This window comes from Peribacillus sp. TH16, from assembly GCF_016651095.1.
In the GTDB taxonomy this organism is placed as follows: Bacteria; Bacillota; Bacilli; order Bacillales; family DSM-1321; genus Peribacillus; species Peribacillus butanolivorans.
Genome location: NZ_JAEKEM010000009.1, coordinates 2873553 through 2889448 on the forward strand (window position 1 = coordinate 2873553; position 15896 = coordinate 2889448).

The window sequence follows — 15896 nt, forward strand, 5'->3', positions numbered from 1 at the left end:
TACTCGCGCTACTCGTGGAAGCTTTGCTTGTTGCTCTACCGTGTTATTGGCTTGTTCTATTGTGACGACGCTTTTTATAATATCATAGTTTTTATTGTTTATGCAATAGTTTTTTAAAATAAAATTTATTTTATTTTATATTTTTTCCTTTTCACTACTGTTTTAAATAAAATTTACCCTTTAAAAACATCATTTCCTTGTTAGTATCTCAGTACATATTGTTTAATCATAATTGTACAAACTGACATACTAGCCACTTGTAAACCTTACACCACCAAGGAGTAGTTTTAAATAAAAAAGGAGCTGGCAAAAAAGCCAGCTCCTTTTTTCATGAATTACGCTAGACGCCAAGGGCTTCTTACGATGTTTGTTTGGTTACGGTCAGGACCGACAGAGAAAGTAGTCAAAGGAATGCCTACTAATTGAGATACGCGCTCTACATAGTGACGAGCGTTCTCTGGTAGTTCATCCAATGATTTGCATCCCGTGATGTCTTCTGGCCAGCCTGGCAGCTCTTCATAGACTGGTGTACATTCGCCAATCGCTTTCAAAGTCGCTGGAACCTCATGAATGATTTCGCCTTTGTATTCATAAGCCACACAAATTTTGACCGTATCAAGACCTGATAACACGTCAATTGAGTTTAAAGATAAATCGGTAATCCCGCTAACACGGCGTGCATGGCGAACAACAACAGCGTCAAACCAGCCGACACGGCGCGGTCTGCCTGTAGTAGTACCATATTCACGGCCTACTTCACGGATTTGATGACCGATTTCATCATGTAATTCTGTAGGGAAAGGACCATCACCCACACGGCTTGTATATGCTTTACATACTCCAACCACATGGTTAATTTTCGTAGGTCCAACACCTGAACCAATCGTTACGCCGCCTGCAACTGGGTTAGATGAAGTAACAAATGGGTATGTTCCTTGATCGATATCAAGCATAACCCCTTGAGCCCCTTCAAATAATACGCGTTTTCCTTCATCAAGTGCGTCATTCAATACAACGGATGTATCGCAAACATATTTCTGCACTTGTTGTCCGTACTCATAGTATTCTTCTAAGATATCTTCGATTTTAAAACCTTCTGTTTCATAAAAACGTTCAAACATGCGGTTTTTTTCGACAAGATTTTGGGACAATTTTTCTTCAAAAATTTCACGGTCCAAAAGATCTGCCATACGGATGCCGTTACGAGCAGCTTTGTCCATATAAGCAGGGCCGATTCCTTTTTTCGTCGTACCAATTTTATTAGCACCTTTACGATCTTCTTCAACTTCATCCAATTTAATATGGTAAGGAAGAATGACATGTGCACGGTTAGAGATACGAAGATTATCCGTGCTCACTCCGTGACTATGTAAATATGCAAGCTCTTCTACAAGCGCTTTTGGATCAACTACCATTCCATTTCCAATAACACAAATTTTATCACTATAAAAAATCCCTGACGGAATTAAATGCAGTTTATAAGTAACACCGTTAAATTTAATCGTATGCCCTGCATTATTCCCACCTTGATAACGAGCAATGGCTTCCGCATTCTGGGATAGAAAATCTGTTATTTTACCTTTACCTTCGTCTCCCCATTGTGTACCGACTACTACAACTGATGACATCTGAATAAAGCACCTCCAAAGGATCACGTAATACCGGTTATTAACCGGTTCTTATCAAACAAACCTATTTTATCAATAATTCAAAGAGGAAGTCAATACAAAATCCGAACATTATATAAATTAATAAATAATTCGTTCGTAAATATAAGGTATTAACCTTCTGTAGCGTTTTTCATACTGATAATTCTGAAAAATAAAAAGATTATCACTTGGTAATAATTGGATTATATTCTCACCTTTTTGCTGATAGGGAATGAAGCAACTAAGATGAAAATAGCGTTTTCAGGGTATTTATAGCGGCTTTCTTTTTCTCATTTCGATTTAGATTATTCTCTTCAATATTTCAATATCATTTATTTTACCCATGGAAATCCTTTATTATTTACGGTGGCTTTTCTTTTTTATCTTTTCTCCATAAAAACAGCCCGCCACTTCAAAAGTGGCGAGCCGTTTTCTGTGAATAACATTAAATCTATTTAAGCCCCAGGAGACATCGAGTCATCATCGAAGCGCCGTTCCAGGTTAACGAATTTATTGTATTCTTTAACGAATGCAAGCGAAACCGTCCCAACAGGGCCATTACGCTGTTTGGCAATAATGATTTCGATAATATTTTTATTCTCAGATTCTTTATCATAATAATCATCACGATATAAGAATGCCACGATATCAGCATCTTGCTCAATACTCCCTGATTCCCGGATATCTGACATCATGGGGCGCTTGTCTTGGCGCTGCTCCACTCCACGGGAGAGCTGGGAAAGGGCGATAACAGGTACTTCTAGTTCACGAGCAAGCGCTTTGAGTGAACGAGAAATTTCCGATACTTCTTGCTGACGATTGTCGCCTGAACGGCCATCTCCTTGAATCAATTGAAGGTAATCAATCAATATCATGCCAAGTCCATGTTCCTGCTTCAAACGACGGCATTTTGAACGAATTTCACCAATCCGGACTCCTGGCGTATCATCAATATAAATACCGGCATTCGACAAGCTTCCCATCGCCATTGTTAGCTTGCGCCAGTCCTCATCTGTTAAGGATCCTGTCCGCAAATTTTGAGCGTTAATGTTTCCTTCCGCGCAAAGCATACGCATAACAAGCTGCTCGGCACCCATCTCAAGACTAAAAATCGCAACGTTCTCTTCTGTTTTCGTTGCAACATTTTGAGCGATGTTCAAAGCAAAAGCGGTCTTACCAACAGAGGGACGAGCACCCACGATAATAAGGTCATTACGTTGAAAACCAGCTGTCATTCGGTCCAGTTCAGCAAATCCGGTCGGAATTCCTGTGACATCACCTTTACGGGTGGTCAATACCTCGATATTATCGTAAGTCCGTACTAATACATCCTTAATATTTTGAAAGGACCCGGAATTTTTCCGCTGGGCTACTTCCATGATCGTTTTTTCTGCTTCCCCGAGCAGCTCCTCGACCTCATCCTCGCGGCTGTATCCTTCCTGAGCAATATTCGTTGCTGTCCTGATCAATCGACGTAGTAACGACTTCTCTTCTACGATGCGGGCATAATATTCAATATTAGCTGCGGTAGGCACCGACCCGGCCAATTCACTTAAATATGAAACGCCACCCACTTCTTCAAGGTTCTTTGCAGCGGCTAGTTCTTCAGTCACCGTAATCAAATCGACAGCTTTTCCTTCGTCATTCAACTTAATCATCACATTAAAGATTTTTTGATGCGAGCTTCTGTAGAAATCCTCTGGAATCAAAACTTCCGATGTAACAGTTAGTGAAGAAGGCTCTAGAAAAATGGCCCCTAGCACAGCTTGTTCTGCTTCTATATTTTGAGGGGGAACTCTATCTTGAAATTGTTCTATCAAATCTTAAAACCTCCCATTCTAAGAGGATACTTTTTGCTTATTTATATGTTTCTAGTTAAAAAGAAAAAAGTGAAAGGACAACATGCCCAATCACATTTTTTTCGTCTATCTCTATTTTATCAATTTTTCACAGATATGAAACCACTAAAATTAGTTAATTTCTTTCACTTGCACTGTGAGTGTTGCTGTAACCTCAGGATGCAGCTTTACAGGGAGCTTCGTATGTCCTAAAGAACGAATTCCGTCAGCAAGCTCCATTTTACGTTTATCAATCTTAATGCCATGTTTTTTCTGAAGCTCTGAGGCAATTTGTTTCGTCGTGATAGAACCGAATAAACGCCCGCCTTCCCCAGCTTTAGCGGATAATTCAACAGTTAACTTCTCCAATTGTACTTTCAGTTCTTCTGCATGTTGAAGTTCTTCGGCAGCAAGCGATTCTTCTTTATTCTTCTGCGCTTCCAAAGTTTTCACATTTGTATTATTTGCTTCTACAGCCAATCCTTGTTTAATCAGGAAATTATGTGCATAACCATCTGCAACATTTTTGACTTCCCCTTTTTTTCCTTTACCTTTAACATCTTTTAGAAATATAACTCTCATTCTTTTTGTCCCCCTTCTAAATAATCATCAATTGCTGCTTTTAATCGACTTTCGGCTTCTTCAATGGAACATGCCTGTTGAGTAGCGGCATTTGTTAAATGTCCGCCTCCATTCAACATTTCCATTATCACCTGGACATTGATATCACCGAGAGAACGTGCACTTATGCCAACTGTATCATCAGATCTCTTAGCCATTACAAAGGAAGCGACAACGCCGTCCATGGTCAAAAGCGTGTCGGCTGCCTGAGCAATGAGCACCTGATTATGGACCTGATCAGTTTTTGCCGAAGCAATTGCAATACCCTTTTTATAGAAGACAACCTCTTCAATCAGCTTCGACCGTTTAATATAGGTGTCTACGTCTTCCTTTAAGAATTTCTGAACAAGTACCGTATCTGCTCCATGAGCCCTTAAATAAGAGGCTGCATCGAATGTTCGTGAACCAGTTCTTAAAGTAAAACTTTTCGTATCGACAATAATCCCGGCAAGCAGTGCCGTAGACTCAAGCATATCAATTTTGCTGCGTTTTGGCTGATATTCAAGCAATTCAGTTACAAGTTCAGCTGTTGAGGATGCATATGGCTCCATATAAACGAGCAATGAGTTTTTGATAAACTCCTCACCTCGGCGATGGTGGTCAATGACAACTACCTTATCAATCCTATTTAATAATCGCTCTTCAATCACCATTGAAGGTTTATGCGTATCAACTACAACGAGCAACGTTTCATCCGTAATCATTTCAAATGCTTCTTCGGGAGTTATAAACCGTGCATACAAATCCTCTTTATTTTTAATTTCTTCCATTAAACGAAGGACACTGCTATCAAGTTGCTGTGTGTTTATGACAATATATCCGTCACGTTCATTCATTTGAGCCACTTTTAAAATACCGATGGCTGAACCTATTGCATCCATATCCGGATTTTTATGGCCCATGACAATGACTTTATCGCTATCCAAGACTATATCCTTTAATGCATGCGAAATGACGCGTGCGCGGACCCTCGTGCGTTTTTCCATTGGATTGGTTTTACCACCATAAAATTTCACTTTTCCGTTTGCCTGCTTAATAGCAACTTGATCTCCGCCCCGTCCCAAAGCTAGATCTAAGCTAGACTGGGCAAGTGATCCCAATTCCGGTAAGGAAGATACAGCCGAGCCAACCCCAATGCTCAAGGTAAGTGGTACATTTTGCTTGGCTGTCGTTTCCCTAATTTCATCTAAAATAGTGAATTTACCCTTTTCAAGTTGATGAAGGATATGTTCATTAAACACAGCGATAAACCGTTCCGAGGAAACCCGTTTAAAGAAAACGCCATTATCCCTTGCCCATTTATCAAGAAGTGAGGTAACCAAACTGTTTATACTACTTTTACGCTGATCATCCATTCCCTGCGTCAAATCATCATAATTATCAAGCAGAATAATGGCGATTGCTGTCCGCTCATCTTCATATAATTTTTCAATTTCAACTTGCTCTGTTACATCAAAAAAGTAAAGAAGTCGTTCCTCACGCTTATGGACCACTTTAAATTTCCGGTCATGGAGTGTAAGCGTCTCTGTCTCAATCTCTTGCTTAATTAACGGTACAATCGAATCAGCGACATCGTAGAGAGATCTTCCTGCCAATGAATCTTCACTAAAACATGAAGCCAGAAATGGATTGGTCCATTCAATGTAAAAATCGTCATTAAAGAGCATAATCCCAATTGGCATTTCCAGTAACGCTTCTTCACCCACCTTCTTTAGACGGTAGGATAACGTTGTTATATATTCTTCTGTCTTACGCTGTTTTTTTTCTTCCACTTTTAATGTTAAATAAAATAAACCGGCAAGAATCAATAATCCAACAAGTGCAACAACCCAATTATAATAAGCCAGTACGCCCAAAAGTAACAAGCCTGCAGCCAGCACCCCATATAACGGGGACTTAATCGAGTACTCTTTCAAATAAGATGGCATAGTTTCAGCTCCTAAAAGCATCTGTTTTACAAGGACTATTCCTTTTTCTTGATTGTCTCCCTAAAAGGAAATCCTAAATCTATTATACCTAAAAATCGAATGATGGTTATGAAAATCGGATGTAAAAGCGAAGCAACCACGATTAAAATAAGTATAGCTTTAGTCCAAGACTTCACATGACTGATATAAAATACCAGCGAATATCCTTGTATCAAAATGAAAAACTGCAGGATAAAAAATAGGTTTGTTATGGCCATATATACAAAACTATTCTTGTCCGTATTCACAAAAAGAGCCAGAAGCATCGTAATTAAATAATACCATAAAAGGCTTTTCGGGAGTCGCAGATCTCGAAAATGTGGCCACTTTAAAGTTTTATCGCTGAACCTCTTCAAAATAGGATGGGCCGCAAAGAAAATCAGTAAAACCATGATGACAGAAGTGACAACGAACAAACTTGGCATAAGCGTGTTCAGCAAATCTATTGATTCATGCATTCTCTTTTCGATTCGCTCTGTCGGTGCCTGATCAAACGATTCCATGATCCCAACAGAAGAATCAATGGACTCCTCAAGCATGACCATCGATTTTTCTATGTAGTTTACATCTAATACCAATACCGTTGCCGCATATATTAATAATGTACCCCCTAGGAAAACAAGGACAGTGCTAATAAACATAGGTGCCATCGGTTTATCCTTTTTCAAAAAATAACCAATGGTAATACCCGTTGCCCCCATAAGTAAGGTCATCGGAACGGATAATATTGTTGAGATAAGTATCGACAATAATGAAGCAACAAATAAATACCCCAGAGCCCATGATATCTTTTGTTTGGTTGTCACCAGAATAAAAGGAATGGGTAAAAAGAAAAGAGTGAAGGTACCCACTATTGGGATATGAACTGTGATGAACAATAAAATGCAATATAGTGCCAAAAGGGCCCCGCCCTCAGCAATTCGTCTCCCGCTATTCATTTATTTTCACCCCCGTTTTTATAAAACTAAAAATAATGTCTCCAGTCTCCATCTTTATATTGTATCCGTTAAGCATAGGATATTTCAACATCACAATCTTTTTTCATGATATAGAATTTTTTCTTTGGAAAGAGACTATTTTCGTTTATAAAAATCCCTTCAAAAAACAAAAAAAACCGCATTTTAGCGGATTTTTAATAAAAGGGCTATTTTTATACGTCACTCCTATTGCATAAAAAAAAGCACATTAAGGATTGCTCCTCAATGTGCCTATTAATTATTCACCAGATACGTATGGTAGTAATGCCATAGTACGTGAGCGTTTAATAGCAATCGTTAATTTACGTTGATATTTAGCGCTTGTGCCAGTTACACGACGTGGTAAAATTTTACCGCGTTCTGAGACGAATTTTTTAAGAAGATCTGTATCTTTGTAATCAATTTTAGTGATTCCGTTAGATGTGAAATAACAAACCTTTTTACGCTTACCGCGTCCTTTACGTCCACCCATTGCCATAATAAATTTCCCTCCCTGCTTGTTGAATTTTCATTTTAAACGGCTGTTTAAAACGGAAGATCATCATCTGAAATGTCGATTGTTTTACCGTCATTTGCAAATGGATCATCATCTACACGAGTGTAGTTGTTGTTGCTCCGTTGATTCTGATTAGGATTTTGTCCATACGAATTGTTGTCATTTCCGTTATTATTGTTGCTATAACTTTTTTGACCTCCACCGTAAGAACCGCCTTCATTTCTTTCACCCGCTGAACTGCTTCGTGGTTCAAGGAATTGAACGCTCTCAGCCAGAATCTCCGTCACATATACTCGTTTGCCGTCTTGTCCTTCATAATTACGTGTTTGGACACGTCCATCCACGCCAGCTAAACTGCCTTTTTTCAAGAAGTTAGCTACATTTTCTGCCGGTTTACGCCAAACTACACAGTTAATGAAATCTGCTTCACGTTCACCCGACTGATTCGTAAAACTACGGTTCACAGCCAAAGTAAAGGTAGCCACAGGAACTCCATTAGGTGTATATCGTAATTCAGGATCTTTAGTTAAGCGTCCTACCAAAACTACGCGATTCATCATCAGAATCAACCCCTAGGTTTCAAACTTGTTTCACGTGAAACAAGATTAGAATTTATATTAAATATCGGATTATACTTCTTCTCTAGTAGCCATGTGGCGAATAATGTCTTCACTGATTTTAGCAAGACGATCGAATTCTAGAATCGCAGCACTTTCAGCGTTAACTTTAAGAAGCATGTAGTAACCATCACGGAAATCATTGATTTCGTATGCAAGACGGCGTTTACCCCATTCTTTTGCTTCTACTTCCGCACCATTATCAGAAAGGATTGTGTTGAAACGTTCAACTAAAGCTTTTTTAGCTTCTTCCTCAATGTTTGGACGGATGATATACATAATTTCGTATTTTCTCATCACTGTCACCTCCTTTTGGTCTAAGCGGCCCAATTGGGCAAGGAGCAATTATTTATAATTACTCACAAGAAGAAATTATAGCATAGTTAAAGGGGCTTTGCAACGAACGGTTAGACATATTACAATTTATTGAAATCAAATGTTATAGACTTAAACTATACCGAGAAAAAAGACTCTACAGATTGGGTCTGTAGAGTCTCTCTATGCCTTATACGTTAAAACGGAAATGGATTACGTCGCCGTCGTTAACGATATATTCTTTACCTTCTAATCGTACTTTACCCGCGTCCTTTGCAGCGCTATGGCTTCCTGCTTCAAGTAGGTCATTATACGAAACTATTTCGGCACGGATGAAACCGCGTTCGAAGTCTGTGTGAATGACACCTGCACATTGAGGCGCTTTCATACCTTTACGGAACGTCCAAGCACGTACCTCCTGAACTCCAGCTGTAAAGTATGTTGCCAACCCGAGCAGGTTGTATGAAGCACGGATCAATTGATCAAGACCGGATTCCTCGATGCCGAGTTCAGATAGGAACATTTCCTTTTCTTCACCTTCAAGCTCCGCAATTTCTTCTTCAATTTTTGCACAAATTACGATAACTTCTGCGTTTTCTTTCGCAGCATATTCACGAACTTGTTGAACATATTCATTATCAGCAGCATTAGCCACTTCGTCCTCACTTACATTCGCTACATAAAGAGTCGGCTTCGCTGTAAGCAAGTGCATGCCCTTCACGATTTTTTGCTGTTCTTCAGTAAATTCAACTGAACGAGCTGGTTTTTCTTCTTCCAATGCTTCTTTCAAAGCGACAAGGATTTCATGCTCAGCCACTGCGCCTTTATCTTTCTGCTTGGCCATTTTTCCAACGCGGTCGATTCGTTTATCAACAGATTCCAAATCAGCAAGAATCAATTCAAGATTGATGACTTCAATATCATCTATTGGATTTACTTTTCCAGAAACGTGAGTAATGTTATCGTCAGAGAAGCAACGAACGACTTGACAAATTGCATCAACTTGACGAATATGAGAAAGGAATTTATTTCCAAGACCTTCCCCTTTACTAGCTCCTTTTACAATCCCGGCAATATCCGTGAATTCAAATGCTGTCGGAACTGTCTTTTTCGGCTGCACCAATTCAGTCAATTTTTGTAAACGATGATCAGGCACTTCTACAATCCCAACGTTTGGATCAATTGTACAAAAAGGATAGTTGGCAGATTCCGCACCTGCCTGAGTTATTGCATTAAATAAAGTGGATTTACCTACGTTAGGCAAACCAACTATACCAGCTGTTAAAGCCATTTATATTTCACTCCTTTAAGATAATTCGTACATATAGGAAAAAGACTGATCTTCTATAAAGACCATCCAATTACCTAAACCTTTCCCAATTATAGATTTCGCTTCCTAAAAAGACAAGTAAATCATTGAGATAGTAGGACCGCTTTCTTTCCATGAAAAAAGCATGATCATTCCTCATGCTTTTGTAGAACCTTTTTCATTTTCTTCGCAAACTCACGTCGGGGCAACATCACGCTATGACCGCACCCTTCACATTTTATCCGGATATCCATGCCCAGCCGGATAATTCTCCACTTATTCACTCCACATGGATGTGGTTTTTTCATTTCGACAATATCTTTAAGTGCAAATTCCTTTTCATCCATAACCATGAGCCCCCCTAGTTCCTACGACTCGCTGCCTTTGTATGTAGATGTAATTCCACTTAAATCAAGAGCAGCACTTAATTCTTTTCTTATTATTCTGCTCATTTCGACATGACGCATCGGTTTTGTTTCAGCTGTGACCCGAAAGACAACTTCATCAGGACTTATCATTTCAATTCCTAAAAATTCAGGTGCTTTGACTAAGAAGTCATATTTACCTTCCATATTATTCAAAGTTTGAATAAGTACCCTCTCAGCAAGTTCTACTGATCCATCATTAGGTATAGCTACATCCACCACTGCTTTACTGTTTAATATGGAGTAATTTGTAACTTGAACAATACTACCATTAGGTATGAGGTGCAATTCTCCTGAGCTACTTTTAATTTTTGTTGTACGAAGCCCAATTTCGAGAACTTCACCCTCAAATGTATTAATCTTAATATAGTCCCCAACCGAGAAGTGATCTTCAAAAATCACAAAGAATCCTGTGATAATATCTTTGACCAAACTTTGGGCACCAAACCCAACTGCCAAACCAAGAATCCCAGCTCCAGCCAGTAAAGCTTTTACATCGAATGAGAAAATTTCAAGAATCATTATCAAGGCAATGAAATTGATAACGTAAGTGATGATATTTTCCAGTAACTTAATGAGTGTCGTTTCCCTACGCTCCGAAACCCGAATAGGACTCCTTAATCGAGCTTTGAAGAATTTATTTATAATGGTCTTTCCTATTCTAATAATAATACGCGATAACAACAGAACAAGGAAGATTTTAATAATTCCCTCCCCCATCAGTAGCCATACTTTTTCATCCAATAATTCTTTTGTAACGTTATTATAAATGCTATCCATCTCTTCCTCCTGCCTATTGCAAAAACCTGCAAAACTTTTAGATTCCCTATGACCTTCCTATTTGGACGTATTCCATCTACCCCTCAAGCCGAAAGATAACCCTAAATAAGAAAAGTTTTCTCTATTTTATCAATAAATATGGGTTTCTGTACAAAAAAAATATGGGTAATAGGTAAGGTAATTAGAAGTTTTTTCTATTTCCATGAATGATTTTTTGCTAGAGAGTATATATAACGAAAATTGGTAGAGGAAGAAGCATCTTACGATTTCCCCTTCCCCCGTTTGCGTGTTCTTATCAAATAAATCCCCCACCAATTTTACATTAAATACCGTATATTTTTCCTTTTTTATCCGTATACTGTAATACCAAACGAAGTAAAGGAGTTGAGCCGATGAATCTGAATTCTAGTCTATTTAATAATAATAAAAATAGATTGAGCCGCATCCTACATGAAGATACGGATGCATCTAAACAAATTTCCCAAGAATTAATCAACCTTCTTCCAACTGGAAAGCTTCAACCTATCGTAATTGTCTGTATTGGCACAGACCGTTCTACTGGCGATTCCCTCGGTCCACTTGTCGGCACTCTGCTTAATGAAAAAACAGAAGACGGTGCCTCTTCCTTCCATGTTTATGGAACTCTCGATAATCCTATACATGCTATGAATTTACAGGAAAAATTAAGTGAAATTAACAAAATCCATACCGATCCCTTTATCGTCGGAATCGATGCTTGCTTAGGAAAATTGAAAAGCGTCGGCATTGTTCAAATTGGCCAAGGTCCGGTGAAACCTGGCGCTGGAGTCAATAAAGATCTACCTTCTGTTGGCAATGCCCATATTACTGGAATCGTGAATGTCAGTGGATTCATGGAGTTTATGGTCCTACAAAATACTCGTCTTAATCTAGTCTTAAAAATGGCCAAAACCATTGCAGAGGGTATTTATGAAGCACAAAATCATTATCCAGTTAAACCAACTTTCACTCCATTCTCCTGGTCATTCAAGCAGGAAAAAACCCTTTGATTCTAATGTTCCTGAAAAGTTTGGCCGAGTATAAAAATAAAGGAAGGGGTTCACCCCTTCCTTTATTTTTATACATAATACATGATTGTAACTAGAATTGCTGTAATCATTATTCCTGGAAGCAGGTTAGCCACCCTGATTTTGGTGACACCGATAATATTCAAGCCAATCGCTAAAATCATGACTCCTCCAGTTGCTGTCATTTCAAGAATGAAGGAATCCATTAACTCAGTTGGGATCAAAGTATTAATTTGCCTTGAAAAAATGGCAATGAATCCTTCATAAAGAATGATAGGGAATGCTGAAAAAAGTACACCAATGCCAAGAGTACTGGACAGAACTAGCGCTGTAAACCCATCAATAATCGATTTTGTTATTAAAACATCATGATCATTACGGATCCCACTATCCAAGGCACCGATAATGGCCATCGCTCCAATGCAAAATATGAGCGTGGCTGTTACGAACCCCTGTGATATCGAAGTTCCTTTTTTCGCTTTCATCCGACGTTCAATCCAATTGCCTAAAGAATTAAGCCTGGCTTCAAGATTCATCCATTCTCCAAGCACAGCGCCTCCCACAATACTTATAATGACCATGATAAAATTTTCACTCTTAAAACCCATCTGCAATCCTAAGACAATAACGGTCAAACCGATACCACTCATAACCGTTTCTTTTATCTTCTCAGGTATATGCTGTAAAAACATTCCCAAAATCGACCCGATTAAAATACAAGCCCCATTCACAAAAGTCCCCAATAAAACCATCTTATTCACCTAATTCTCTACAGTAAGATCCCCTTGTTGCATATCTGCATTCAAAAATCGTCTCTCAAAGAAGGGACTAAGAGGAAAGGTTTTCTTGATCAATCAAGTCTAATATTCTCTCTAAATCTTCTTTTGAAAAGAATTCGATTTCTATTTTCCCTTTTTTCTTGCTTTGTTTAATAGTCACGCTTGTTCCTAGTCTTTCACGTAGACTTGACTCCCGCTGCTTTATAAAAATATCTTTTTTCACTTGTTTCGCAGGTTTAGTTTCACGTGAAACCGTATCATTTAATTGATGAATATATTGCTCTAGCTTTCGGACATTCATTCCTTCTTTGAGAATTTTGTCTATAACTGGCTGAAGCAACTCTTTTTTCTTTAATCCTAGTAATGCACGACCATGCCCCATAGAAATTTCACCTTCAGAGATATAACTCCTTATCTTTTCAGGCAAAGATAGTAATCGAACATAGTTAGCAATATGCGGCCGACTTTTCCCCAAGCGAATAGCCAACTGTTCTTGAGTAATTTCTAATTTTTCAAGCAGGGTTTGATAAGCAGCCGCTTCCTCGATTGGGTTTAAATCTTCCCGTTGAAGGTTTTCCAAAATGGCCAGTTCCATCATCTGTTGTTCATTCAGTTCTCTCACAACAACCGGTACTGTCTTTAAACCAGCTTCTTTTGCGGCACGATAACGTCTCTCCCCAGCCACAATTTCATAGCCTTTAATACTTTTCCGGGCAATAATCGGCTGTAATATCCCGTGCTCTATGATTGATTGCTTAAGTTCTTCTATCGCTTCAGGTCGAAAACTTTTCCGGGGCTGATAAGGATTTGGCCTTAATTCCCTCAATTTAATTTCCCGCACGATTTCATCTTTACTGATTTCCCCATTGTTGAATAGTGCGTTTAGTCCTTTGCCAAGTCCCTTAGCCATTTGACACCACTTCCTTTGCCAGTTCTAGATAGACCTCCGCTCCTCGTGACTTTGGATCATAAATAATTATCGGTTCTCCATGGCTCGGCGCTTCACTCAATCGGACATTACGTGGAATAATGGTTTGATAAACTTTATCCTGAAAGTATTTTTTGACTTCCTCAATAACTTGAAGACCCAAATTTGTTCTAGCATCCAACATCGTCAATAGCACACCTTCGATTTTCAAATCATGGTTTAAATGCTTTTGCACGAGACGGACCGTATTTAAGAGCTGACTTAAGCCCTCCAATGCATAATATTCGCATTGTACAGGAATTAAAACAGCATCAGCAGCTGTTAATGCATTTAGGGTAAGCAGTCCTAATGATGGTGGACAATCGATTACAATGTAATCATACTGACTCTGCACCTCTTCTAACGCCCTTTTTAAACGGACTTCCCTAGAGATGGTTGGAACAAGTTCTATTTCAGCACCCGCAAGTTGAATTGTCGCAGGTATGACATATAAGTTTTCAACCTTTGTTTCCAAGATAACGGTACTGGCTTCGACATCATCAACCAATACATCATAAATACATTGTTCTACATCTGCTTTATCAATACCTGCACCGCTTGTCGCATTTCCCTGCGGATCGATATCGACCAATAAGACTTTCTGTCCTATGTATGCAAGACAAGCACTAAGGCTGACAGAAGTTGTCGTTTTTCCAACACCGCCTTTTTGATTGGCAATGGCGAGAATCTTACCCACGAATTCACCTGCTTTCAACTATCTTTATACTCTATATCTAAATGCATTTACCGTAATTTTCTTTCTTTCTATTTTATCATGAATAATCCTGGAAGAAATCGTTTTCTGAAATTCCTCTTAAAATTTGGAATTTCCCTAAAAATGACCAAAAGATACTGTTGAAAAGAGAGAATAAAAAAAGCTTGGTAATCGAAGACTACCAAGCGGGGCTAAGGAAAAGGGGATCAAGTTTTCTTCTTAGGAATTTTAATCGTAAATTGATAATATTCCTCGAATTCCTCTTCCTCTGCATCCAAATTTATTCCATTGTCTGTTACCATATTCAACGATTGACGGATGGTATTTACCGCAATCCTCATGTCTTTACTAAACGCCTTTCGTTTTGGCTTCGGCTTAAGTACCGTTCCGGTGAGGAGCTTGACGACCCGCTCTTCTGTCTGCTTAACGTTATAGCCTTTTTCGATGATTTCCAAAAGTAGTTTGATCTGCTTTTCCGGACTTTTTAAAGGAATTAACGAGCGGGCATGACGTTCCGTAATTTGCTTTTGAAGAAGTGCATCTTGGACCTCCTTCGGCAACTTAAGCAGCCGAAGCTTATTCGCCACGGTAGATTGGCCAATTCCGAGTCTTTGTGCCAGAGCCTCTTGAGTTAAACTATGAAGCTCTAATAGTTTCCCATAAGCTAATGCTTCTTCAATCGGTGTCAGCTCTTCACGCTGAAGGTTTTCTATCAGCGCAACTGAAGCCGTTTCAGTATCCGTAAAATCCTTAACAATAGCCGGTGCCAATTCCCAACCAAGCTTTTGCATAGCACGAAAACGACGCTCGCCTGCAATGATTTCGTATTTCCCCTGACCATACGCCCTTACTACAATCGGTTGAATGATTCCGTGTGTATGAATCGTTTGAGCCAATTCTGCAATTTTATCGTCATTAAAAACGGTCCTTGGTTGAAATCGATTAGGCACAATATCAGAAATGGAAATTTTTCTTATTTCTTCGTTATTATTATTGCTAGGTGTCTCCATCTCTAGTTGCTGTTCTTCTTTTTCGCCAAACCCAAAGAACCGCGAAAAAGGATGCTTCATCTTCCTACACCACCTTTTAAAACTCCCAAATAACATATTCTCTATTGAAAGGACAAGTCCTGCATACATTTCCCGACATGGTTATACATATGGCCCATCGTTGTAAAAAACATGTCGACTGTCGTCATTAAAGCAATAATGAGGCATAGACGCCCAGATATTATAGATATCTGCCGGCTTGCCCGAGATTATTTCCCTAATTTTTCAAAAAGATAAAACTCCGACTTTCTCGCTCTGTAGGAAAACGAGGCATATGGTTGTAAAGAACACTTTGTCGGATATTATCCTTCAGGTTTACTTATACATTTTTAAATGGATAAAAAAA

Annotated in this window: 16 protein-coding genes; 1 reads left to right on the forward strand and 15 read right to left on the reverse strand. The window is 38.9% G+C overall.

Going from position 1 to position 15896, the window contains the following annotated elements:
* Nucleotides 1-335: 335 nt before the first annotated feature.
* From JFV29_RS27895 to JFV29_RS27945, 11 genes are all read right to left on the reverse strand, one after another.
* Nucleotides 336-1628, reverse strand: a complete 1293-nt coding sequence (locus JFV29_RS27895) for an adenylosuccinate synthase (protein ID WP_053348328.1) — start codon at nt 1626-1628, stop codon at nt 336-338.
* A gap of 476 nt (nt 1629-2104) precedes the next feature.
* The gene (dnaB, locus tag JFV29_RS27900; RefSeq protein ID WP_098177049.1) at nt 2105-3469 is read right to left on the reverse strand and encodes a replicative DNA helicase; all 1365 of its coding nucleotides are present in this window, start codon (nt 3467-3469) and stop codon (nt 2105-2107) included.
* A gap of 150 nt (nt 3470-3619) precedes the next feature.
* Nucleotides 3620-4069: a 50S ribosomal protein L9 gene (gene rplI / locus JFV29_RS27905; protein ID WP_098177048.1), complete on the reverse strand. Its 450-nt coding sequence runs from the start codon at nt 4067-4069 to the stop codon at nt 3620-3622.
* The gene (locus tag JFV29_RS27910) at nt 4066-6036 is read right to left on the reverse strand and encodes a DHH family phosphoesterase (RefSeq protein WP_056521986.1); all 1971 of its coding nucleotides are present in this window, start codon (nt 6034-6036) and stop codon (nt 4066-4068) included. Before JFV29_RS27910 ends, rplI begins: the two co-directional genes overlap by 4 nt.
* A gap of 35 nt (nt 6037-6071) precedes the next feature.
* Nucleotides 6072-7013: a YybS family protein gene (locus JFV29_RS27915; RefSeq protein ID WP_201187741.1), complete on the reverse strand. Its 942-nt coding sequence runs from the start codon at nt 7011-7013 to the stop codon at nt 6072-6074.
* Nucleotides 7014-7290: 277 nt separating this feature from the next.
* Complete coding sequence (gene rpsR, locus JFV29_RS27920) at nt 7291-7530, reverse strand: 30S ribosomal protein S18 (RefSeq protein ID WP_053348323.1); 240 nt, start codon at nt 7528-7530, stop codon at nt 7291-7293.
* Nucleotides 7531-7577: 47 nt separating this feature from the next.
* Complete coding sequence (gene ssb, locus JFV29_RS27925) at nt 7578-8108, reverse strand: single-stranded DNA-binding protein (protein ID WP_201187743.1); 531 nt, start codon at nt 8106-8108, stop codon at nt 7578-7580.
* A gap of 69 nt (nt 8109-8177) precedes the next feature.
* Complete coding sequence (gene rpsF, locus JFV29_RS27930; protein ID WP_056521977.1) at nt 8178-8462, reverse strand: 30S ribosomal protein S6; 285 nt, start codon at nt 8460-8462, stop codon at nt 8178-8180.
* A gap of 208 nt (nt 8463-8670) precedes the next feature.
* Entirely contained in the window at nt 8671-9771 is a 1101-nt protein-coding gene (gene ychF, locus JFV29_RS27935; protein WP_201187745.1) for a redox-regulated ATPase YchF, read from the reverse strand.
* 167 nt (nt 9772-9938) lie between these two features.
* Nucleotides 9939-10136 (reverse strand): DUF951 domain-containing protein, encoded by a 198-nt coding sequence (locus tag JFV29_RS27940; protein WP_201187747.1) that lies wholly within the window; start codon nt 10134-10136, stop codon nt 9939-9941.
* 21 nt (nt 10137-10157) lie between these two features.
* On the reverse strand, nt 10158-10994 hold the full coding sequence (locus tag JFV29_RS27945) for a mechanosensitive ion channel family protein (protein WP_056521973.1): 837 nt from the start codon (nt 10992-10994) through the stop codon (nt 10158-10160).
* 392 nt (nt 10995-11386) lie between these two features.
* Here JFV29_RS27945 and yyaC point away from each other — a divergent pair, with 392 nt between their 5' ends.
* Nucleotides 11387-12022, forward strand: a complete 636-nt coding sequence (yyaC, locus tag JFV29_RS27950) for a spore protease YyaC (RefSeq protein ID WP_201187749.1) — start codon at nt 11387-11389, stop codon at nt 12020-12022.
* Between the two features lie 68 nt (nt 12023-12090).
* Here yyaC and JFV29_RS27955 read toward each other — a convergent pair whose 3' ends face one another.
* From JFV29_RS27955 to noc, 4 genes are all read right to left on the reverse strand, one after another.
* Entirely contained in the window at nt 12091-12792 is a 702-nt protein-coding gene (locus JFV29_RS27955) for a DUF554 domain-containing protein (protein WP_201188162.1), read from the reverse strand.
* Nucleotides 12793-12868: 76 nt separating this feature from the next.
* Nucleotides 12869-13729: a ParB/RepB/Spo0J family partition protein gene (locus JFV29_RS27960; RefSeq protein ID WP_053348315.1), complete on the reverse strand. Its 861-nt coding sequence runs from the start codon at nt 13727-13729 to the stop codon at nt 12869-12871.
* Nucleotides 13722-14483, reverse strand: a complete 762-nt coding sequence (locus JFV29_RS27965; protein WP_053348844.1) for a ParA family protein — start codon at nt 14481-14483, stop codon at nt 13722-13724. The genes JFV29_RS27960 and JFV29_RS27965 overlap by 8 nt, the downstream gene beginning before the upstream one ends.
* Nucleotides 14484-14707: 224 nt before the next feature.
* Nucleotides 14708-15571: a nucleoid occlusion protein gene (gene noc, locus JFV29_RS27970; protein ID WP_201187758.1), complete on the reverse strand. Its 864-nt coding sequence runs from the start codon at nt 15569-15571 to the stop codon at nt 14708-14710.
* Nucleotides 15572-15896 lie beyond the last annotated feature (325 nt).